General features: G+C 35.7%; 21 protein-coding genes. 2 read left to right on the top strand and 19 right to left on the bottom strand.

Annotation, left to right across the window (positions count from 1 at the left end; all coding sequences use genetic code 11):
* Window positions 1-57: 57 nt before the first annotated feature.
* From EKM64_RS01825 to EKM64_RS01860, 8 genes are all read right to left on the bottom strand, one after another.
* Complete coding sequence (locus tag EKM64_RS01825) at window positions 58-1,815, bottom strand: SLAP domain-containing protein (RefSeq protein ID WP_125674987.1); 1,758 nt, start codon at window positions 1,813-1,815, stop codon at window positions 58-60.
* 191 nt (window positions 1,816-2,006) lie between these two features.
* Window positions 2,007-2,276 (bottom strand): Veg family protein, encoded by a 270-nt coding sequence (locus EKM64_RS01830; protein WP_125674989.1) that lies wholly within the window; start codon window positions 2,274-2,276, stop codon window positions 2,007-2,009.
* A 79-nt stretch (window positions 2,277-2,355) separates the two neighbouring features.
* A complete protein-coding gene (gene rsmA / locus EKM64_RS01835) occupies window positions 2,356-3,240 on the bottom strand; it encodes a 16S rRNA (adenine(1518)-N(6)/adenine(1519)-N(6))-dimethyltransferase RsmA (RefSeq protein WP_125674991.1) in 885 nt (294 codons plus the stop codon).
* Window positions 3,227-3,799 (bottom strand): ribonuclease M5, encoded by a 573-nt coding sequence (gene rnmV / locus EKM64_RS01840; protein ID WP_125674994.1) that lies wholly within the window; start codon window positions 3,797-3,799, stop codon window positions 3,227-3,229. Before rnmV ends, rsmA begins: the two co-directional genes overlap by 14 nt.
* Before the next feature lie 2 nt (window positions 3,800-3,801).
* Window positions 3,802-4,566, bottom strand: coding sequence for a TatD family hydrolase (locus EKM64_RS01845; RefSeq protein WP_125674996.1), 765 nt, complete (start codon window positions 4,564-4,566; stop codon window positions 3,802-3,804).
* The gene (gene metG / locus EKM64_RS01850; protein ID WP_125674998.1) at window positions 4,566-6,581 is read right to left on the bottom strand and encodes a methionine--tRNA ligase; all 2,016 of its coding nucleotides are present in this window, start codon (window positions 6,579-6,581) and stop codon (window positions 4,566-4,568) included. The genes EKM64_RS01845 and metG overlap by 1 nt, the downstream gene beginning before the upstream one ends.
* 38 nt (window positions 6,582-6,619) lie before the next feature.
* Window positions 6,620-7,321: an NAD-dependent protein deacylase gene (locus EKM64_RS01855; RefSeq protein WP_164505274.1), complete on the bottom strand. Its 702-nt coding sequence runs from the start codon at window positions 7,319-7,321 to the stop codon at window positions 6,620-6,622.
* Between the two features lie 22 nt (window positions 7,322-7,343).
* On the bottom strand, window positions 7,344-8,300 hold the full coding sequence (locus EKM64_RS01860) for a hypothetical protein (RefSeq protein WP_125675002.1): 957 nt from the start codon (window positions 8,298-8,300) through the stop codon (window positions 7,344-7,346).
* 41 nt (window positions 8,301-8,341) lie between these two features.
* Between EKM64_RS01860 and EKM64_RS01865 the strand changes: the two genes are divergently transcribed.
* Window positions 8,342-8,845, top strand: coding sequence for a YbhB/YbcL family Raf kinase inhibitor-like protein (locus EKM64_RS01865; RefSeq protein ID WP_125675004.1), 504 nt, complete (start codon window positions 8,342-8,344; stop codon window positions 8,843-8,845).
* Here EKM64_RS01865 and EKM64_RS01870 read toward each other — a convergent pair.
* The 6 genes from EKM64_RS01870 to EKM64_RS01895 form a co-directional block, all read right to left on the bottom strand.
* On the bottom strand, window positions 8,842-9,759 hold the full coding sequence (locus tag EKM64_RS01870; protein WP_125675006.1) for a Ppx/GppA phosphatase family protein: 918 nt from the start codon (window positions 9,757-9,759) through the stop codon (window positions 8,842-8,844). The genes EKM64_RS01865 and EKM64_RS01870 overlap by 4 nt on opposite strands.
* Window positions 9,760-9,840: 81 nt before the next feature.
* Window positions 9,841-10,827, bottom strand: a complete 987-nt coding sequence (locus tag EKM64_RS11700) for a glycoside hydrolase family 73 protein (RefSeq protein ID WP_125675008.1) — start codon at window positions 10,825-10,827, stop codon at window positions 9,841-9,843.
* A 145-nt stretch (window positions 10,828-10,972) separates the two neighbouring features.
* Entirely contained in the window at window positions 10,973-11,749 is a 777-nt protein-coding gene (locus EKM64_RS01880; protein ID WP_125675009.1) for an ABC transporter permease, read from the bottom strand.
* Complete coding sequence (locus tag EKM64_RS01885; protein ID WP_125675011.1) at window positions 11,749-12,390, bottom strand: ABC transporter ATP-binding protein; 642 nt, start codon at window positions 12,388-12,390, stop codon at window positions 11,749-11,751. The genes EKM64_RS01880 and EKM64_RS01885 overlap by 1 nt, the downstream gene beginning before the upstream one ends.
* Before the next feature lie 146 nt (window positions 12,391-12,536).
* Window positions 12,537-14,039, bottom strand: coding sequence for a peptidoglycan-binding protein (locus EKM64_RS01890; RefSeq protein ID WP_125675013.1), 1,503 nt, complete (start codon window positions 14,037-14,039; stop codon window positions 12,537-12,539).
* Window positions 14,040-14,080: 41 nt separating this feature from the next.
* Entirely contained in the window at window positions 14,081-15,250 is a 1,170-nt protein-coding gene (locus EKM64_RS01895; protein WP_125675015.1) for a C39 family peptidase, read from the bottom strand.
* Window positions 15,251-15,842: 592 nt separating this feature from the next.
* On the opposite strand from EKM64_RS01895, the gene EKM64_RS01900 reads away from it, so the two are divergent.
* Complete coding sequence (locus EKM64_RS01900; RefSeq protein ID WP_125675017.1) at window positions 15,843-16,670, top strand: 2-keto-4-pentenoate hydratase; 828 nt, start codon at window positions 15,843-15,845, stop codon at window positions 16,668-16,670.
* 161 nt (window positions 16,671-16,831) lie between these two features.
* Here the strand turns inward: EKM64_RS01900 and EKM64_RS01905 are convergent, their stop codons facing one another.
* The 5 genes from EKM64_RS01905 to EKM64_RS01925 all read right to left on the bottom strand — a co-directional run bounded on the left by EKM64_RS01905 (window position 16,832) and on the right by EKM64_RS01925 (window position 21,296).
* Window positions 16,832-17,560, bottom strand: coding sequence for a DUF4811 domain-containing protein (locus tag EKM64_RS01905; protein ID WP_125675019.1), 729 nt, complete (start codon window positions 17,558-17,560; stop codon window positions 16,832-16,834).
* Window positions 17,560-19,056, bottom strand: a complete 1,497-nt coding sequence (locus EKM64_RS01910) for an MDR family MFS transporter (RefSeq protein WP_125675021.1) — start codon at window positions 19,054-19,056, stop codon at window positions 17,560-17,562. The genes EKM64_RS01905 and EKM64_RS01910 overlap by 1 nt, the downstream gene beginning before the upstream one ends.
* 36 nt (window positions 19,057-19,092) lie before the next feature.
* The gene (locus EKM64_RS01915) at window positions 19,093-19,488 is read right to left on the bottom strand and encodes a MarR family winged helix-turn-helix transcriptional regulator (protein WP_225420927.1); all 396 of its coding nucleotides are present in this window, start codon (window positions 19,486-19,488) and stop codon (window positions 19,093-19,095) included.
* Window positions 19,489-19,655: 167 nt separating this feature from the next.
* Window positions 19,656-20,003, bottom strand: a complete 348-nt coding sequence (locus EKM64_RS01920; protein WP_125675025.1) for a cupin domain-containing protein — start codon at window positions 20,001-20,003, stop codon at window positions 19,656-19,658.
* Window positions 20,004-20,045: 42 nt separating this feature from the next.
* Complete coding sequence (locus EKM64_RS01925) at window positions 20,046-21,296, bottom strand: PTS ascorbate transporter subunit IIC (RefSeq protein ID WP_125675027.1); 1,251 nt, start codon at window positions 21,294-21,296, stop codon at window positions 20,046-20,048.
* Window positions 21,297-21,479 lie beyond the last annotated feature (183 nt).

The following is a 21,479-nucleotide window of genomic DNA, read 5'->3' on the forward strand; positions in this document are numbered from 1 at the left end:
GTCTCAAGGAAATTTTAGCTATAAAAAACATCTCAAAATGAGCTGCTTTTTCTTATATTAATTTAAGGTAACCTGACTGGCCGCTACCCATTCATTAGTCGATACCCGATACATTGTTTCCCCATTGATCATAGCTGTTTTATCAGTTACAAATGTTGAATTCTCGGCTAATCCACGATCGGATTTCTGCCCATTGTCGCGGTAAAGCTGTGCCTTTGAATTAATTGTCAGTACACCTCTAACCGGTGTTATTTCAAGCGTTTGATCAGCCGCTACCCATTCGTTTGTCGAAACTCGATAACTCTTATTTCCGTTAATATAACTATAGCGATCGGCCTGCCAGTCTGATGTTTTAGCTAAACCACGATTTGAACTATCACCATTTAGATTAGAGAGTTTCTTGATAGAATCAGAATTTGTCTGAACCGTTCCTGAATATTCGAAGTATTCTGAAACATCACTTTCTTTGACCCATTCGTTGTCACTAACTTGATAGTATGTTACGCCGTCAACATCACTTTTTTTGGTCGTCGTAAAATCCGTTACACCATCTAACGTTTTATCAGATATCTTATTTCCATTCTCATCATAAATTGTAATTGAATCAGTTTTTTTACTGGTTAGTAACATTTCATCAATTTCTGTTACATCTCCAGTATTTGATCCCGAATTATTTCCACCACCTGATTTATTTTCTACAGTAACGTCTGCAGTGGAGGTTATTTCCGGATTATCTTTGGCAGTATAAGTAACTTCATACTTTCCTACTTTGGAAGTATCTAGTTCACTTGTATCAACATCAAAATCAGATACTTCTAATTTATTCCCTGAGGTATCAATTGCTTGAACAAATCCAAGACCGTCATTCCACTTGTCGCCGACTTTCATAGTTACCGATTTTGTTTTAACACCACCGATTGTGTAATCTTGAAAAACTACTTTATTAAGTTTGTAATTAGTCCCATTGAATTCAAAATTTTCATTAAATCCAGACGCTAATGTTCCACTACCACTAATATTGGTTACATCAATTTTTCCCGTAGAGTTATCTATTGCAACATCCCCATTTTCATCTCCATTACCATCGATTGAATATGTTAATCCTACTTCAGATACTGTTCCATCAGGATTTGTATACTTATTCAAGTCAAAACTGAGTTTATTCTCACTTAGATTTATTGGTGTTTCAAAAAATGACTGTTGACTTTCTAAATCAATTGTTGTGTCCTTTAAATTTCTTAAAGACGTTAAATCCATAATGTGATTATCTTTTATTATTAATTCTTTTAAATTAATCATTTTACTAATTGGAGAAATATCGGATATTTCACAATTTGATATTTCAAGCGAAGTTAAATTTTTCATATTCGATAATGGTGACCAATTTGTAATACTTTTATTAGCATGTAGATTTAAAGTTTTTACATTAGAATCTTTTAGTGGGGATAGATCCTTAATATCATTTGTTCCTAACTCAATTCTATCTGCTTTTTTTATATACTGTATACCTGAGATATTGGTTATCTTGCTACTTGATAAACCCACATAGGATTGACCATCGATATATGTTCCCCAGTTATCATATTCACTCAGGCTTGTAGGTGTTATATCACTCTCATCGTCAAAATATTCACCTTTAACTAAAGCTGATTTAAGATCTTCCGAAATTCCATTCTCATCAACATCATCACTTGATGTCTTACTTGCGCTATTTTCCACAGTAGCGGCTTGAATACTCGGTATATTGACCATTGAACTTGTCAGAAGCATTCCAACGGAAAGGCTAGTAGCAATCAAACTTATACTTTTTTTCATGTCTCCACGTCCTATTTATCATTTTTATAATTCAACAAATTGTATTATACATGATGTTTAAACATATCTATAGTCAGAATATGTAATTTAATTTTATAATATTCGGTCTCAAGGAATTATATAGCACGATTGTTTATAAAATTAGACAAAAAAAAGAGGATCACATTTCGTGATCCTCTGTAAGGAGCGATTTATTCGGCGTCAGCCTCTACTTCTTCAGCTTCATCGCTATCGAAAGTAATATCGATAGACTTAGTAAGTAAATCGGCATAACTATATGAAACTCTCTCAAACGAGTTTTCATTTTGGTCTAAGTCGACTACAAATACTGAATGGAAAGTTTCAGCTAAAGTACCCTTGCGACGAACAACCTTCTTACGACCTGCTTGTGCTACAACCGTTAGACCTTCACCTAAATGTTCATCTAAACGGCTCTTAATTGTCTTCAATGACGTTGGCATATTATAATCACTCCTTAGGAGTGCCATTCTACCACGTATTTGCATAATAATCAATACTTAGTTATAATAGCAAGTTTGATTACATTACTTTTTTGAGTTCAACGGATAGTTGTTTAAACTGTTCAATGGATACTTGCTCTCCACGAGCATTTTCAGCAATATTACACTTGTCAAAAACAATTTTGATCTTGGATCTATTTTCATCAGTTCGGCCTTGCCAGTTAAGCAAATTATTCATCAAATTCTTACGCTTATGAGCAAATGATGAGCGAATCAACTTATGAAAATATTCAGGATCTTCAATGTCATATTTGTCACTTGGAATTCTGTCCAAAACGGCTACTGCCGAATCAACCTTTGGACGTGGAATAAATGATTTAGCACTAACGATACGATCAATTCTGGCCGTCATTTTAGTTTGAACAGCAATTGTTAATGAACCATATTCACGATGGCCTGGATCTGCAGTCACACGTTCGGCAACTTCCTTTTGCATCATCAAAACTAATGATTGGAAAGGATAGTCACTGTTGATCAAGTTCAGCATGATAGGTGTCGTTATATAATAAGGCAAATTAGCAACTACTTTAATAGTTTTACCTTCCAAACTATGTTCTTTAACAAATTCATCTAAATCAACCTTCAAAATATCTTCATTAAAAACTTCAATATTATCATAGTAACTTAGTGTATCTTCCAAAATTGGTATCAAGGTTTCATCGATCTCAAAAGCGTAAACTTGTTCGGCAACTTGAGCTAATTTTTCAGTTAAGGCTCCAATACCAGGTCCGATCTCGATTGCTATTTCATCAGATTGTAATCCACTTGCATCAACGATATCGTCAAGGACTTTCTCGTTAGTCAAAAAGTTCTGACCTAAGCTCTTCTTAGCCCGCAATTTATACTTGCGCATAATATCATTAGTACGAATTGGATCAGAAATGCTTAATCTACTTTGAGTCATGTGAACTCCCTTTATCAAATTTTTTAACTGCCGCCATCAAATCGTCTGGAGCAACATTGAACATATTCAGACGATTTAAGAACTGCTTAGCATTAGTGTAGCCAATTTTCAATTCTAATCCAACAAATTCGCGGCGTTTGGACGAAGCGGCATCCCCCGACAAACCAAGATCGATCATATCGTCATTAGTATATTCATCTTTAAGCTCTTTAGTGGAATAAACATTCGCTAGGGCTTTTTTTATATCCTCATCACGAGCATGTTCAATTCCCAAACTGCCGTCGCTTTTCTTAGGAACCGCTTTACTTCTAGGCAAAAAGGCTTGTTTAGCATTCGGAACAACCTTTTGAATGATTGTCCTCAAACGATTTCCATTGAAATCAGGATCAGTAAAGATAATGACGCCACGATCCATCTGAGCCTTTTTTATTCGTTGAATTATTTCTTCATTTAAAGCTGATCCTCGTGTTTCAATCGTATCAACTTCACCTAAACAATCCTTTAGACGGTTAGTATCGGACTTACCTTCTACTACAATAATTTCTTTTATTTTTTTCATATTTAATCTATTCTATAAACTTTTCTGGCATTCTCAAATGTATGCTTAGCAACTTCATCTGGCCCTATATCTTTATATTTAGCAATAGCATCAACTACAAAACGAGTATATCCTGGTTCATTTTGATGTCCACGATATGGTGTGGGTGCTAAATAAGGTGCATCAGTTTCTACAAGTAAACGATCCAATGGTGTATGTTTAGCAGATTCATGAACTTCAGGTGCATTCTTAAAAGAAACGACACCGCTATAAGAAATCATCAAACCAAGATCTAAAAATTTATTTAACCAATTTAGATCACCATTAAAACTGTGCATGATAATACCAGATTTCGACATATCATGATTCTTCAAAATGTTGTACATGTCAGAAAAAGCATCCCGACAGTGGATAGATACCGGCATATCATACTGTTGTGCTATATCCAATTGTTGAATCAATACTTTTTGCTGCTCTTTGTGACTAGGGTTTTCTGGCCAATGATAATCCAAACCAATTTCACCAATAGCCACAACTTCAGATAACTTCAACTGATTGATCAATTGAGACTCGTTATATTCTTTTACAAATTCCGGATGCCAACCAATGACAGCGTGCAATGGTTTGTAATTTTGTGCTAAACGGATGGCTTCAATATTCAATTCTTCATTTGAACCAATAATGGCCATCTCGTCAACATCAAGCTCCTTGGCACGATCAATGTATTCTTGAGTTTTGCCTGCGAAAGCTTCGTCATTTAAATGTGTATGCGAATCAAAAATTTGCATTAGCTTAAAACAGCTCCATTTTTATGTGAATTATCAACAATTGCTAATTGTACGTCGTCGCCTTTTTCAGTTGAAAGAAGCATACCATTGCTCCATTCACCGCGGATCTTTCTTGGTTTCAAGTTAACAACTGCGATAACCTTCTTACCGATCAATTCTTTAAAGTTTGGATAGAATTCGTAGATACTTGAAAGGATCTGACGATCAATGCCTGAACCATCGTCCAACTTGAATTGTAATAACTTATCAGCATTTTCAGCACGTTTAACATCCAAGATCTCACAGACGACCATCTTAACTTTAGCAAAGTCATCGTATTCAATTTCTTTTGGATAGTTATCTTTACTTTCTTCTTGAGCCTTTTTCTTAGCAGCTGCAGATTTACTCATCTTACCGGACCCATTCTTAGCTTGCTCTTCGGCCATCTTGTCTTTGATATATTTAACTTCTTCTTTAACATCAAGACGTGGGAAAATTGGTTCTGGTTTATCGGTTACAGTACGACCAACGACAGTCTTACCAAATTCAACCGCAGCATCATTTTCAAAGTTCAAACCAAGTTGTGCGAAGATCTTGTATGGTGATTGTGTCATAACTGGACTGATCAACACGGCGATCAAACGCAGTGATTCAGCTAGATGACCAAGGACCGATTGTAATTCAGCCTTCTTGTCATCATCTTTTGCCAAGACCCAAGGTTTTGTTTCATCAATATATTTATTAGCCCGACTGATGAAGGCCCAAACACTAGCAAGTGCTTCAGGGAATTCAAACTTATCCATATGCTCACGGTAATCTTTGATAGTATCGCTAGCAGTCTTTTCTAAGTCTTTGTCAAAGTCAGTTAATGTATCGATTGAAATAATTTTGCCACCGTCATATTTATTGATCATTGAAACAGTTCTGTTCAAAAGATTTCCTAAATCATTGGCTAGATCATAATTGATACGATCAACATAATCTTCTGGAGTGAAGACACCATCATTTCCAAATGGCATTGCACGCATCAAATAATAACGCAATGAATCTAATCCATAACGTGAAACAAGCATTTCTGGATAGACCACGTTTCCTTTAGACTTAGACATCTTACCGTCTTTCATCAATAACCAGCCATGTCCAAAGACTTGTTTTGGCAAGTCGATATCTAGTGCCATCAAAATAATTGGCCAATAGATAGTATGGAAACGAACGATTTCCTTACCAACAAATTGAACATTTGCTGGCCAGTACTTCTTGAATAGCGAATCATCTTCGCCCATGTAACCTAGAGCTGTAATATAGTTAAGTAAAGCATCGACCCAAACATAAACAACATGCTTAGGGTCACTAGGAATTGGTACACCCCATTTGAAAGTAGTTCTTGAAACAGCTAGATCTTCCAAACCTGGTTTGATAAAATTATTGACCATTTCATTCTTACGGATCTCTGGTTCGATGAATGTTGGATTGTCTTCGTAATACTTCAATAGACGATCAGCATATTTACTCATCTTGAAGAAATATGAAGGTTCTTTAACTAATTGAACTTCATGACCTGATGGGGCCAGTCCACCAATAACTTTGCCGTTATCATCACGGTAAACTTCTGCCAATTGTGATTCTGTGAAGTATTCTTCATCATCAACTGAGTACCAACCAGTATATTCACCTAAATAAATATCGCCTTGCTTGATCAAACGTTCAATAATTTTTTGAACGGCCTTAACATGATAATCATCAGTAGTTCTGATAAATTTATCATTTGAGATTTCCAAATATTTCCAAAGTTTTTTGATATCACTAGCCATCATGTCAACATATTCTTGCGGTTGCATGTTTTTAGCTTCAGCCTTTTGTTCGATCTTTAGACCGTGTTCATCAGTTCCTGTTAGGAAGAAAACGTCGTAACCTTCATTACGTTTATAACGTGCCAAAGTGTCAGCGGCGATAGTTGTATAGGAATTTCCAATCGTTAATTTACCTGAGGGGTAATAGATTGGAGTTGTAATATAAAAAGTTTTCTTATCAGTCATGTATCTTAAATCCTCCAGAGAATCATTAATAATTTCGTTTAAAGCTGTTTAAAGACATTTACTGCATCGTCAGCAATCGAAAGATCGGCTTCTGAAACATCTAAATCAGATTTGTTAACGACTACTAATTTTGTATTTTCCTTACGATAACGCAATAATCCAGCAAAAGGATATACCTTTAGACTGGTTCCGACAACTACGATCAGATCAGCATCGGATATTGCTTTTTGTGCTCCCATTAAATTGATAGGATTAACACTTTCACCATATAAAACAGTTGTACCTGGACGAATAACACCATTATCCTCATGATGTCTGCCGTCTTTTAGATAGTATTTATAGTCAAACTCTTTACCACAAGTTAAGCAGTGAATATTATCATATAAATTACCATGAAATTCTATGACATTTTTAGCTCCAGCCTTAGTGTGCAGCATATCCACATTTTGCGTTACAATCATACCCTTTTGATTGCTTATATCGGCCATCTTCTTATGAATAATATTTGGTTTGGCATCAGGATAGTAAAGATTTTCCACAGTAAAATCATGGAAAGCATCCGGATGATTGACCAAATTATCGTGACTCAACATGTATTCTGGAGTCGTCTCAAAACTTCCTGTACGATAAATCCCACCTTTTGAACGATAATCAGGAATCCCTGAGGGAACTGATACACCTGCTCCAGTCAAAAAAGTAACGAACTTCGCTTTCTCGATCAAATCCTTGAGTTCTGTAATTTCGTCTGACATAAAAAACCTCCTATCTAATTAGATAATGTACGCCATTACTTTCAAACGTTTCTTGAACTGTCTGTTGATAATATTTTTGATAAAATTCTGGTTCAACTTTATTAGGATCGATATCTAATGAAGCAACACTTTGACCATCATTAATTCCTAATAAGACAAAGGCCTTTTCATTATATCTGCGATCAGTAAAGTTAGAATGCTTGATTTGATAAACTTGGTTTAAAGTTAAACGCAATTGACGTTCTGAAACCACTGGTGTGATATTCAAGAATTCATGATAATGCATTCCTTCAAAACCATTTGAGATGATCACATCATTGTAATCTTCCAATAAACGAATCAAAGCTCGACGAGACTGGAAGTTTGATGTTAAATCATTATCATCCAAGACATCTGACAACTTCTTAGCATATTTAAATGAAGTTGGATATTCTTCCTTCAAAGAATAATCTTTAGTGTGTTCGCCAAATACCATTGCATCAAAAATCAATAATGTTCTGAAAAATCTCATGTTTGCTGGATCGATCTCAACCCCCGGATCAAGTGCTTCTTTAATACCATCCAAGTATTTCATCTTAACATCATGCGTATAAGTGCCATCTTCAGTTTGTTTTTTAACTATTAAGGCATGCTCTAATGTTTCTTGTAATGAATTAGCAGTCGAAATTATTCGACCATCAACCTCATTGTGACCACTAGTAACAGCATTATAAATTTTAGGACCATCTGACAATTCGATTTCAACATGGTATAACTCATGCGCCAAAACAAAATCACGATAGACCTCGTTGGTAACGACAACGTCGATCTCTTTGTCTTTGATCTCATGGCTTGCTTGGTCTAAGGTCAAAGCTTTTTGGTCTTTATAATCAGAACTTAGAACAACTTTTTTGTTGCTGGATTGTTCAATCCTGTCAATTTGTTCTAAGATATTACTAGATATACTTTTTCTTTCTATCTTTTCCATCAATAATTACCTCTTTTATCCCAAGTTAAGGAGAATATAATATGAAAATAAATGTTGCGTTAGTTGATGGTCTATTGCCTGATAAATACGGTAAATATGCCGAAAAAGAAACTATTAAAAATGGGAAACCGTTAATCAGTTTCCCAATTAATTTAGAGGACATACCTCAAAATGCAAAGAGTTTAGCACTAACCTTCACTGATCCTGATTCGATCCCTGTTTGTGGTTTCGAATGGATTCACTGGACGGCAGCAAACATCCCTCTTGTTAAAGCAATTCCTGAAAATTACAGTCAAACAGCTTCTGAATCAGTCATTCAAGGTAAAAACAGTTCTGCTAGCCCACTGCTTGATAGAATTGACAAGCATGCAGTTGGCTACAATGGACCCTTTCCACCTGATAAAACTCATGATTACATCTTAAAAGTTTACGCACTAGATACTGAACTAAATCTTTCCACCGGATTTTGGATGAATGAATTACTCCATAGTATGGAAAATCACATCATTCAAAGTTCTGAAATAACATTACCTAGCCGTGCCTAACCTTGACGATCCATTTTATGGAAATAGTCAAATACATAACCCTCACGCACACCGAAATTCGAAAAGCGAATTTCCTTAGCGGGGGTTTTTTTAATTATCTCAGAAATAATTAAGATACCACCTAAGATAACTTCATAACGTCCATCACTCAATTCTTTGATATGACTACGTTCCTCTACTGTCGCATGAGCTAATTTATCAAACAAATCATCTAATTGCTCACAAGTAATAACTGAATTGTGAAGATTCTTTTTCCGTTTACCTTCACGATTAAGAATACTTGTAACCGCTCTTAGTGTACCACCTAAGCCCACAAATGTGGCACTTGTGTTCATCCCCCTCAAGCTCTCTAAACGTCTGCTGATATCTTTACGAGCTGTTTCCAACTCATGTTCTTTGATCGGATTACTCTTTAAATGAACATCAGAAATAGAAATAGCACCGATCGGAATACTTAGACCATATTTTAGACGGCCTTTTTTAGCCAAACTGATCTCTGAACTTCCGCCACCAACGTCAACTATCAAAGCATCTTTGATTCTCATCGTGTTGCGAACGGCAACATAATCATAAAATGCTTCTTCCTTTTCGTCGATGATATCTAGTTGCAGACCAGTTTCCTTAAGTACAGCAAAGACCAACTGATTTTGGTTTTTTGCCAATCTGACAGCAGCTGTAGCTATCAGACTGATCCGATCTACATCATATCTTCTAATTCTATCTTGAAATTCTTTTAAAACATCAATGGTCTCTTCAATTTGATCATTAGTTAATAGTCGACTCTGGGCAATTGATTTACCTAGTCGTACTGGTTCACGCCAACGATCCAGCGTTTTGAAACGATTACGCTTTGATGAACGATACACCGATGTCCTAATGGAGTTAGATCCTATTTCGATTACTGCTAACTTCACATTGCATCACATCCCATTGAAACAATTATATAAAAAAAAAGGCCTACATAGTAGGTCTTTTCTTCACAAAGTTTTAATTTTCTAAATTACGTATGTATCTTCAACCCATTCGTTAGTTGAAACTCTGTAATAGACGTGTCCATTATAAGTTTTAACTTGGTCTGTTTGCCATGGAGTATTGTTTTGTAAACCACGTGTAGCTTTACCCATTGTATCACCATTGAAAGTTACCATTGGTACATAAATTGCATTAGGGTTTTTGACACTAATAACATTTACATCTCCAGGTGCTTGTGTTGATGAGTCATCACCTGAATTAGTATCATACTTAGTTAAACCGTATGTTTCGATAACATTATTTAAGCTGCTTGCATAAGTTGGGGCTGTTGCGTATCTACCTTGTAACCATGCAGTAGCGTCTTTATAAGAAGATGCATTTTCTTTCCATGTACCCTTATAGTAAGAAGAATCCCATGAAACACCATTACGAAGCTTATCACCATTATCAGCAAATGATTCGTAATAACTAGGATACTTACGGAAACTAGCGTAGATAGTATACCATCCCTGTGAAGCACTCCATTCAGAAGTCTTCATAGTAACTGATGAACCATTATAGTCACCTTTAATACCAAATAGATTATTACCTTGAGTAGCTAATGCTGATGCTCCCCACCCACTTTCAAGGATAGCTTGTGCCAACATAACAGATGCATAAACACCATATTCACTTGCAGCCTTTTGAGCCATTGGAACGGCCATGTCTAAGAATGCTTGTTGTTGTGATGAAGTAGTGCCTGAAGCTGCTTGTACTAAAGCACCTTGAGCCTTAGTCTTTGCGGCTGAAGGTTGTACTGTTTCAATATGAGCAATATCTGGGTCAGCCTCTTTTACAGGTGAACCAGAGATAACATTTGTATCTGTTGTTTTCTTTGAATTATCTGAACTAGTTTGTTCAGTATTTGTATCTGAATTTGAAGCGTCAGCAGCCAAAACTGAAGTAGGTGCGACTGCAGAAGCAAGTGTTCCTAAAACGATTGCACTAGTAAGTAGTGATTTTTTTAACATAAGGAAATCCCCCGAAAATTTGTAATAATTCTAATTTAATTTGGTCTTTTTCAAACCATTGATTTTTTCAACAGTGTAAATATAACATATTCTTAAGGAAAACTTTAGATTTGCCAGCAACTGTAAAGCAACTGTAATAAACAAATTATTGCAATAATTTTGAATTCAATTGCTTTTGTTGATTATAAAATTCACGATATCCTAAGTAACAGGAAATAATTGAACCAAGTCCAGTTGAAGCCAACAGCATAAAGGTAACCATGATCTGATATTTAATAGCCTTAACTGGATCTACTCCAGCAAAGATAAGTCCTGACATCATACCTGGCAAGCTTACTAACCCTAATGTCTTGATTGAATCAATCGTTGGTTGCATACCGCTTTTAATACTGTCACGCAAAATATCGATCGAAGCCAATTTAATATCGGCGCCTAAAGCTAATTTCTCTAAAACTTGCTGTTCACGATCGGTAAAAGTCTGCAGCATATTGCGGTAACACAGACCAATAGCGACCATGATATTACTGGCAATCATCCCTGTTACCGGGACGATCTGTTCTGGAACAAATTTAATTGAACCTGTTAAAACTAAAGTTCCTAAAGTGACTACTGTACCAACACTGATTGCTAAGAGAGAATTCTGAAAGGCTTTTGGGATTCCATTCCCGCGTTTTCCAGCATTCCAAGAAGCATTGATAACAATGATAACAAAACAGGCCATCGTCAGCCAGTTATCATCTGTTTTGATAACAAATTTTAATATATACCCAACAATTGACAATTGAATGATGGCACGAACAACCCCGACTAAGACATCTTTATTGATTCCTAATTTCTCACGATAACCAATAAACAATGCTACCAGAACAAGACCAAATCCCCATACTAAAGTAGTATTTGAAACTGTTAAATTATTAGACATTAGATTATTTCACCATCCTTGATAGTAATCTTTTTAGCCGCGCGTTCAATTTCTGATTCGTCATGTGTTACACGTAAAATTGTCATTTTATCTTCTTTATTAAATCGCTCCAACATTTGATGAACGATTTCTTTGTTCTCCGTATCAAGTCCTGTCGTAACTTCGTCAGTAATCAAAATTTCTGGTCTGAATAATAGATTACGCAACAATGCGATCCGTTGTTTTTCCCCACCGGAAATATCATTAACACTTTTATTAATATAGCTTTCGTCCAAGTTGACCATCTCTAATGCCGAGATGGCCTTTTTTTGATCATATTCTTGATTACGAACTAAGAACGGAAATTCCAAGTTGTCTTTTACCGTTTTTCCAAACAATGTTGGTTGCTGGAAAGCATACGAAACACGTTGTCGATACTTTATAGGTTCGTAATCTTTAATCGACATACCATCAAAAATCACATCCCCTGAAGTGGCCGTCAGCATTGAAGCTACAATTCGCATCAAGGTACTTTTACCACTACCAGATGGTCCCACAAAGGTAAGATACTCTCCAGATTCAACTTGCAAATTAATATGTTTGAGAATCTCTTTATCCTCTACTTTATAAGAAAGGTTCTTAATCTCTAAAATGTTCCCCACTTATGTCACCCCTTACATTTGCTTTTCTAATTATGACATTAACTTAGTTTTAACTAAAATATTTGCATATAAAAGTCTGCCCGAAAGCCACTAATGAAGTCAACAAAAAAGAGCAGATCTTCATCTACTCTTAAACAATCAAAAAATTATGAAAATACTCGTTTGACACTAACAATTGTACCTTTACCACTGTAAATACCTGAAGTACCAACGTAAGGACCCCATGAATCAATCATCGTATTAGCATCTAACAAAATACCTACGTGCCATACAATACCTGTTGAAGGATTTGCGAAGAAAATCAAATCTCCTCTTTGTCGGTCATTGAAGTTAACAGCGTGGATTCTATTGTCTGCAGCTAACATACGTGAATTCCATTCGTTACCAGGTTGTGCATGTTGAATTGATGTTACAGGTGATGGATTAACACCTGAAGCATACAAAGCTTGAACAACTAATCCAGAGCAATCAACACCATATTCTGGTGAACTTGCAGCACCTGAGATCCAAGGCTGTCCAACGTATTTGTAAGCTTGATTGATCATCGCTTCAATATGATCTGAACGTGCACTCAACGTGTTTGTTTGAAGTGGTGCAACATATGAATCAATACCATACCATGAATCTTCTGAGAATCCCATAGTTGTCCATGTTGCCAAATTTACAATTCCAGTCACTGGCAAACCATGATTCGATTGGAAGTTTCTGACATAGTATGCAGTATTTGCATCGTAGATAGTGTGCGCATTTGATTGACCGAAGTATCTTCTTACTAACCAAACTTTGACACCCTCAACGTCATTATATAATTCATAACCAACAGGACCTTCTGGTTGAAGTTGAGCATTCTCAATTTGTAACCAGCCGTCTGGATTCTGATAAGCAACATAAGGAGTAGCATCATAAGCATTTATCCAAACGTTACTTCCAATTTGATAATATGTTAATCCGTCTAAATCGTCTGTTTTATTATATTTCCACAATGATCCAGCTGCAAAATTACTATTTTGATCATTTTTGGTGAATCCTTGATCCTCACGAGAATAAGGAACTGCACCATTGCCTTTAACTTGGACGATCCCGTCAGCATCAGCACCGAATGTCAAAGTAATGTCGTTAGAATTGGCATATGCATCAGTACTTACACGATAATAATTTTGTGCATTTAAAGCTAACTTCTTATCTGTTCTCCAAGGTGAATTAGCTGATAATCCAAAATTATCGATCATAGTTCCATCTTCACGATATAAACGTGTGATTTTATCAAAAGTAGTTACAACACCACCATTAACAGGTGTAATAACACCTTGGTTGGTATTACTTTTTGTGGCGTCTTCATTTGTTGTAACATCAGCTTGGGTTGTTGCATTTTGAGCTGAAGTACCTTGTGTCGAAGTACCTGGAGTTGAATTTGTTTGAGTCGTTGTGGTTTGTTGGGGATTGGCTTGAATTGTTGTACCGGTTACATCTGTTTGAGGTGAATCGGCAACAGCTTGATCAATAGGCTGTTGCGCTTTTGCAGCTTGTCCTTGTACTTGAACTGATGCTGTGGCTGTATTTGTTGTATCAGCCTTTGCCGTTTCTTGGTTTGCCCCTAATGTCAGCAGTAAAACAAAACTACTCCACAAAAATACTTGATTCTTTTTCATTATTTTCCCCTTATATATATCTTTTTTACCAAAATAATTAACTAATAACTAATCGCCATACGATTCTGTGTATTCCAATTATTAATAAATTGGTCAATAGGCATCTGCATTGGTTCATCTAGCCAGCAATCGTTGTAATAAATATAATTACTATCATAACCAGTTACCACCAAGGCATGATATAAGAATCCATGTAATGTATTCCAAGTTACTACCGGATGACCAATACTGATTTGATATTTGATAGCATCCAGACCTTGTCCACTTAAATTCTTTGCTGAACCAGCATATTTTTCTACCAAGCGCATCAAAGCTGATGGAAAAATTGTGACACCCGTACTATCCCAAGGCTGACCCATATAACCATAATTAGGATCAGAACTTCTTGGCATTTCATATGCTAATTGCATCTTGTTAACATTTGCTCCAGCGTATTGCAGCATCATTGTTACAGCAGTGATCTCACAGCCATTAGGTAATTCTGGATTTTGCGCGATCATCGGCACACCCGCTACCCAGTCGGCTTCTGGATATGTGCCGTCATTAATGACAACAGATGATTGTGGTAGCCAAACGTTACTTCCAACTTCATACCAATACTGGCCTCCATTTGAGACACGTTTATCTACTTTCCAATCGGATTTTTGAGATACCGTATTACCTGTATCTAAGGCATTTTTCCCATAATCTTGATATAATTTAACGTCACTATCATAAGTTACACTGGCGGTTCCGCTATAATCCTCAACATTATTTTGAAAATTACCTGATGTTTGATTCACATACTCATTAGTAGAAACACGATAATAAACTGAACCGTCACCCCAAGTTCTCTTAGTATCTGTATACCAAGGTGTGTTGGCACCTAAAGCCCGATTATCAACTCTTGTACCATCTCCCTGATACAAGAAAGCAGTTGATCCGTTGACATGAAAAATACCGTCAGTTGCCTCATCACTATATTGGTTTTGATCACTTGTTGTCGTTGTTGTATCCGTAGCTGTCGTATTACCTGTTGAGCTAGGAGTCGTAAACACTGGTTGTGTTACTGAATTATTTGATTGCTCAGCATTTGTTGTACTGCTTACCGAATTATCATTAGGTGTAACAGTCTGTGCCTGATCGACTGCATCTGCTTGGACAATTTTCGGTGTCATAAATAACATCGAACTGGCCGCCACAGCTAAAATAAGTTTTCCTTTAATTCCCATAAAATCCCCCTCTCCAATAAATTTATTATCACTCTGATGTATATCCTATTCAACAAATATTTTTGTATTTAAAATAAAGTTTTAAAGATAATTTTTTGAAGAATAAATTGTAATCTTAAGACCTTTTTCTGAGTTTAATTCTTTTTAAATTAAAATATAGCTAATTTATTTTTAATATTTGATTGACATTCTGTAATAAAAGAACTAAATTAATATCAATCAAACGAATAAAAAAAACGTTCATCAGGAACTTGAAATACAGACTACTTCAGAAAGTTGCCGGCCGATGCGAGGCAATAATATATGTATCTTCAATATCACCTGACAGTTGTGCTTCAAAATGGGAAACCACAGTAGATGGCACTGGTTGCACTCATTATCGTGCCGACAAATTTATTATAGTTTGTTTAAGACAGCATTAGTAATAGTGTTGTGAATAAAGGTGGTAACGCGTTTTAAACGTCCTTTGATGATATTCAGTCGTCATGGGACGTTTTTTATTCAATAAAAATTTAAGTGAGGTGAGTCTCTATGGAATCCAATATTAGTAAAGATCAGATTAAAATTCAGATTAGAAATTTAAATAAATTTTATGGAGGCTCCACTTATGTCAGAAAATTCAGCAGTTAAAGAAAATACTTTATCGGAAACAGAAACAAAATTTGCAAAAGCACTATTTGATGCCTGGGAATCTCAGAAACCTTTAACTGAATCAGATTGGTCCGATAGCGTGCCAGATGAAAATTCTGCTTACCGTGTTCAAGCCCAATTGACTAAACTAAAGAATGGTCCAGTTGGCGGATACAAAGTCTCACTTACCAGCAAACAAACTCAAGATATGTTTGATTCCGATGAACCATTATACGGCGCACAGTTGGCGGATCACTTTCTAAAAGCACCCACAAGTCTTAATTTAAATAATTTAATGGAACCCTTAGTCGAAGTTGAATTGGCATTTAGAGCTAAAGAAGATCTTAGTGCCGATGACTCTTTAGAAGATTTGTTAAATAAGACTACCGTTGCTCCAGCACTAGAAGTTCCCGACTCTAGATTCCAGAACTGGTTCCCTAGCCTTTCAAAATATATGGTCATGTCTGATGCTGCAGTTGGTGGAGTTGTCGTATATGGAGAAGAATTTGATACTAAACTTTTCAAAGATGTTTCAGCACTAGAAAATGTCAATTGCACTTTATCTCACAACGGTAAAGAACTAAAATCAGGCAAGTCTTCAGAAGTATTAGGAAATCCTTTGAAATCTCTTAAATGGTTGGTAGACAAATTGGCTACACAAGGTAAAACACTTAAGAAAGATCAACGTGTATCATCAGGTACATTCGTTCTACCACCCTCACTTACTAAAGGAAACTGGCAAGCTAAGTTCGATAACGGATTAGGTGTCGTTTCATTAGATGTCAAATAGATCCGTGCGCCCAGATCAACTCTCCTGCATACACCTATTCTGGGCGCGCAAAAAACAACTCCTTATTAGATCAGAAAAAAAGCAGCTATTCGTAATCTCGGCGAATAACTGCTTTTTTTGTGTTTCTTCTATTATATATAATTTGGGAAAATGTTAATTAATTACTTTTCAGTAATCTCCTCAACTAATTTTTCCATAGCTTGAGCTTTAAATGCTTTAGTAGCCTGCTCTTGTACTTTCTTTTGTTGAGCTGAAGTCATAGTTGGATTCTCTTGCATGGCCTTCATCATTGCAGCCTTAACGTAAGTTGCTCCTTCTGACTTCATTTGATTTTTAAACGATTTACTTTGTGCTTTCTTACTCAATTCTTTAGCTTGATCAGTTGTTAGAACTAACCAATCTTTACCTACTTTGAAAGTATTTGTTTGCTTGATGAATTCTTTGTTATTATCTGAAATTCCAAACAAGAATGAGTAGAAATCATTTTTATATTCCCAACGAGTTGTTCTCTTAGTTAAAGTTGCGGCATCGTAATTTCCTTTTTTCACCTTATTTGTAACATGTAGATCAACTTTAGTTGTTTGAGGATTCTTAGACTTAGCAGTTTCAGGTGTGCGATAAATATACACATCTTCTTTGCCTTGAGTTCCAAGTTTCTTATAAAGTAATAACTTAGAACCTTTATTAACAGTTTGAATTTGTTCAGTTTTTGACGAGTCAACTTTCTCCATACCAAAATGATTACTTTCATTAAGTACCAATAAAACAATACTGATCAAAAATAATGCGATAAAGGTAAATGATATAGAATAACCAACTTTTTTATTTGGGATAAAAACTGCAAAATAATAAGCCAATGCTGCACAAATAATTATTGAGACAATTATCATTACTTATCACCTGCCACTTCATCAATATTGTTTATATTAAGTTCTTTTGATTTGGAACTGTTTTTAACCATGAATGTAATAGCCAAGGCAATCAAACAGAATAAAATGGCAACCATAAAGGCAGCATGATAACCACTTAAAGTAGCATCAAAGAAGTTGTTTTTATATTGTAATGGAGCCTTTACTAATAATGAATGTCCCGGTTTAGCGTTGTTTGTAACATTAGTCAAAACACTGACCAAAATAGCTGTACCCATTGAACTGAATACCTGACGAACGGTGTTATTAACAGCAGTACCGTGACTCATCAAATCAAATGGTAGAGAGTTCATACCATCTGTTGTAACAGGCATCAAGACCATTGAAATACCAAACATACGAATCATGTATAAGACAACGATATCAAGTACTGGTGTTGTCTTTGTTAAGAATAAGAAAGGAATTGTTCCAGCTGTCAATAAGAACATACCCATACGAGCTAAGTCCTTAGGGCCGAATCTATCAAAAGCACGACCAGTGATCGGACTCATGACACCAATCAAAAGAGCACCAGGTAGTAATGTTAATCCTGAATGGAAAGCACTCATACCTTTAACGATTTGAAGATACAATGGCAAGATCATTTCAACACCGACCATGGCCATGTTAGTTACAGATGACAAAGCAGCAGCAACTGAGAATTTCTTAACTTTAAAGACACGTAATTCCAAGAATGGTGTATCCATCTTCAATTGACGATAACCAAACAATAGAATAACAATGACTCCACCGATAATAGTTGAAAGCACAATTGGTGAACCCCAACCATCATCACCAACGGAACTGAATCCGTAAAGAACAGAACCAAATCCTAAGGTTGATAAAACAAGTGACAATACATCTAATTTTGTACGTTTTGTTTGAATAACTGGACGCATGAAGATAAAAGCCAAAATAAGAACGACTACGACAATGGGAATGATCATTCCGAAAAGATCTCTCCATGTGAAATTATCGATGATCCAACCTGATAAAGTAGGTCCAATAGCTGGAGCAAGTCCGATAACTAAACCAGCAAGCCCCATGGCGGTCCCACGTTGATTAGATGGGAAAATTGACAACATAACAACTTGCATAAGTGGCATAGTAATACCAACTCCGACGGCCTGAACCAAACGACCAGCTAGGATGGTACCAAAGTTTGGAGCAGTAAAACACATAATCGTTCCAATTAAGAATGTAGACATAGCAATAATATAAAGTACTTTTGTACTAAAGTTATTACTTAACCAAGCAGTGACGGGAATCATAATACCATTAACCATCAAAAATCCAGTTGTTAACCATTGCACAGCTGATGTGGTTACGTTAAATTCCTTCATCAATGTTGGAAAAGCAGTAGTTAAAATTGTACCGTTTAAAACGGTACAGAATGTACCGACCAAAAGAACCAAAACCAATAGATTACGATTAAATGGCTTTCCATTTATATCCAAGTGTTCATTACTTGAACTCATAAGGCGTTTCCTTCTTCCTATAAATATTGTTTTAAATTACTTATTAAGAGTTTTGACTCCATCGATATTTGCATAAACTTTAGTTAAAATGTGCTCCAATTGATTTTTTTCTTCATCCGTTAAGTTTGAATAAATCTCTTCATTAGAGTCTTTAAAGTCCACTTTAAGCTTTTTGATGAATGCCGTACCCGTTGTAGTAATTCGAACAATTTTCTTACGACGATTATCAGGATCAACTTGTCGAATAACAAAATCCATCAACTCTAACTTTTTTAAAGAACGAGCGATAATTGCGCCATCGAACAAAGTTATATCTCCAATTTCTTCTTGATTACAATCAGGATGTTGGTTAACAGACATCATAATCATGCTGTCAATCATCGTCAGATCTGTACCTTTCAAATATTCACGAACGATCCTTTTCTTTTGCATAAAGAACCGGAACGCAAAACCCATTAAATTATAATCATCCATTTTTTACCTCGATAAAATAAAAATTGTAAACAACGACAAAAAATATGCTATACCCAACTCTTGACAAAATCAAGAGTTAAATATCGCATATTTTAAGAAAACGTTTTTAATTTTTTAAACCAATCTTATAAAAAGTCCTCACGAATTGGTGTAAATGAGTCGATAAGTCTTGAATCATCTTCTAAAGGAATGCATCCATGTTCTAAATTACTTGGGAAATAAATTGTATCCCCAACATGAACTTCTTGTGTATCTGTGTGATCAGGGTATTTTATCGAAAATTTGAATGAACCCTTCAATACATATGTAGTTTGTACATGTACATGTTTGTGATAAGGGATAACTGCATCTGGTGCTAATCCCTTTTCAAAAATTACCAAAGTATTCATTAGGCCTTCGCCATATGAAAGTACCTTTCTCAATGTATTGTCGTCCACTCTACCTAATTCAATATCTTTATCATAAAAAAACATAATCCATTCTTCCCTTCTATTTTAAAAATCTCTATGAATCAATTAAAACCAACGGAATATTAACCAGAATAACCCTGCCAAACCGATCATATCAGGATCAGCGAAAGTTGTTCCGTGAACACCAAGTGTACTGAATAAAGCCAATGATACGGCTGGCATAATGGAAAGTAATAAACCATCAATTGCACTAGATATAACAGCACCTCTGATACCACCTTCAGCATTACCCAAGATTGCTGAAGCACCACCAGTAATGAAGCAAGCCATCAGGCCAGGTACGATTACTGGCATTCCAAGTAATGGCAAGATAACGATCATAACTACACCTACTAGAAACGAAACTAAGAATCCGATCAAAGCAGTGTTTGGTGATTTATCGAATAAGACCAAGACATCGACACCAGGAATTGAACCAGGAGCAAAGATCTTAGCAAATCCTTTAAATGCAGGTACGATCTCGTCGATAAACATCTTGATACCGGCTTTAACAATGTAAAGACCAGCAGCAAAAGTTGCGGCGTTTTCAAGTGAAAAGATAAATGAATTTTCACCAAGAGTAACTTTACTTAAAACGGCCTGTTGCGCAAAGATACAAGTAACAATGAATAGAATAAACATCGTCAATGTTGTGGCAACGATTGGGTCTTTCAAGAACATAACTTTATCATTCATCTTTACTTTTTCTGCATCGTGTTCTTTATTACCAAATCTCTTGGCAACAAATGAACCCAATAAGTAAGCCAATGTTCCAGAATGTGCAATCGTGTATTCCTCTGAATCCACAACATCCTTTGTATAATGCCCCAATAAACTAGGGGAAATTGCCATATAAAATCCTAAACCAATACCACCAAATACGATTGCCAAAACATTACTTAAACCAATCATTTCAAAAACGGCAGCAATGGCAAAAGAACTGAATAATGCCAAGTGTAGTGATAAATAAACAGCTTTAAAACGGGTGAATCTTGCTACCAAAATATTTGTTACCAAACCTACAACCAAGATCAATGAAGCAATACTTCCCAAATCCTTCATTGTCATAGCCATCATAGCTTCGTTACTAGGTACAATACCTTCGACATTGAATGCACTGTTGAAAAGTTTACTAAATGCAGTCAATACATCGGCCAAAATACTGCTACCCATTTTGATCATTGAAAAACCTACAAAAGAGATAATGGTTCCCGTAATAACTTTTGAAGGTTTATTCTTCATTGCAATCAAACCGATCAACGTAACCAAAGCAATGATTATGGCCGGCTTTTTAATGATTTCAATAAAAATACCCATCAGAATACCCCCATTAAGACTTATTTATGGTCCTCTGCGCAAAGAAATCCATTTTTAAATAAACCGGTTTAGTAAATCTCCAAAAAAAAATTCAGCCTCACTCGATTACATGAATTTATATTGCTAATCAAAATTCACTAAATCGGTTTATCTGAATTTAATATAACACTTGTGAATATCTTT

The organism is Companilactobacillus keshanensis, from assembly GCF_003946205.1.
Classification (GTDB): domain Bacteria; phylum Bacillota; class Bacilli; order Lactobacillales; family Lactobacillaceae; genus Companilactobacillus; species Companilactobacillus keshanensis.

Excerpts from the sequence above, each read along its gene's own strand:
- EKM64_RS01825 (WP_125674987.1), bottom strand. The coding sequence starts at position 1,815 with ATGAAAAAAAGTATAAGTTTGATTGCTACTAGCCTTTCCGTTGGAATG.
- EKM64_RS01830 (WP_125674989.1), bottom strand. The coding sequence starts at position 2,276 with ATGCCAACGTCATTGAAGACAATTAAGAGCCGTTTAGATGAACATTTA.
- rsmA (WP_125674991.1), bottom strand. The coding sequence starts at position 3,240 with ATGACTCAAAGTAGATTAAGCATTTCTGATCCAATTCGTACTAATGAT.
- rnmV (WP_125674994.1), bottom strand. The coding sequence starts at position 3,799 with ATGAAAAAAATAAAAGAAATTATTGTAGTAGAAGGTAAGTCCGATACT.
- EKM64_RS01845 (WP_125674996.1), bottom strand. The coding sequence starts at position 4,566 with ATGCAAATTTTTGATTCGCATACACATTTAAATGACGAAGCTTTCGCA.
- metG (WP_125674998.1), bottom strand. The coding sequence starts at position 6,581 with ATGACTGATAAGAAAACTTTTTATATTACAACTCCAATCTATTACCCC.
- EKM64_RS01860 (WP_125675002.1), bottom strand. The coding sequence starts at position 8,300 with ATGGAAAAGATAGAAAGAAAAAGTATATCTAGTAATATCTTAGAACAA.
- EKM64_RS01865 (WP_125675004.1), top strand. The coding sequence starts at position 8,342 with ATGAAAATAAATGTTGCGTTAGTTGATGGTCTATTGCCTGATAAATAC.
- EKM64_RS11700 (WP_125675008.1), bottom strand. The coding sequence starts at position 10,827 with ATGTTAAAAAAATCACTACTTACTAGTGCAATCGTTTTAGGAACACTT.
- EKM64_RS01880 (WP_125675009.1), bottom strand. The coding sequence starts at position 11,749 with ATGTCTAATAATTTAACAGTTTCAAATACTACTTTAGTATGGGGATTT.
- EKM64_RS01890 (WP_125675013.1), bottom strand. The coding sequence starts at position 14,039 with ATGAAAAAGAATCAAGTATTTTTGTGGAGTAGTTTTGTTTTACTGCTG.
- EKM64_RS01895 (WP_125675015.1), bottom strand. The coding sequence starts at position 15,250 with ATGGGAATTAAAGGAAAACTTATTTTAGCTGTGGCGGCCAGTTCGATG.
- EKM64_RS01900 (WP_125675017.1), top strand. The coding sequence starts at position 15,843 with ATGGAGGCTCCACTTATGTCAGAAAATTCAGCAGTTAAAGAAAATACT.
- EKM64_RS01905 (WP_125675019.1), bottom strand. The coding sequence starts at position 17,560 with ATGATAATTGTCTCAATAATTATTTGTGCAGCATTGGCTTATTATTTT.
- EKM64_RS01910 (WP_125675021.1), bottom strand. The coding sequence starts at position 19,056 with ATGAGTTCAAGTAATGAACACTTGGATATAAATGGAAAGCCATTTAAT.
- EKM64_RS01915 (WP_225420927.1), bottom strand. The coding sequence starts at position 19,488 with ATGCAAAAGAAAAGGATCGTTCGTGAATATTTGAAAGGTACAGATCTG.
- EKM64_RS01920 (WP_125675025.1), bottom strand. The coding sequence starts at position 20,003 with ATGTTTTTTTATGATAAAGATATTGAATTAGGTAGAGTGGACGACAAT.
- EKM64_RS01925 (WP_125675027.1), bottom strand. The coding sequence starts at position 21,296 with ATGGGTATTTTTATTGAAATCATTAAAAAGCCGGCCATAATCATTGCT.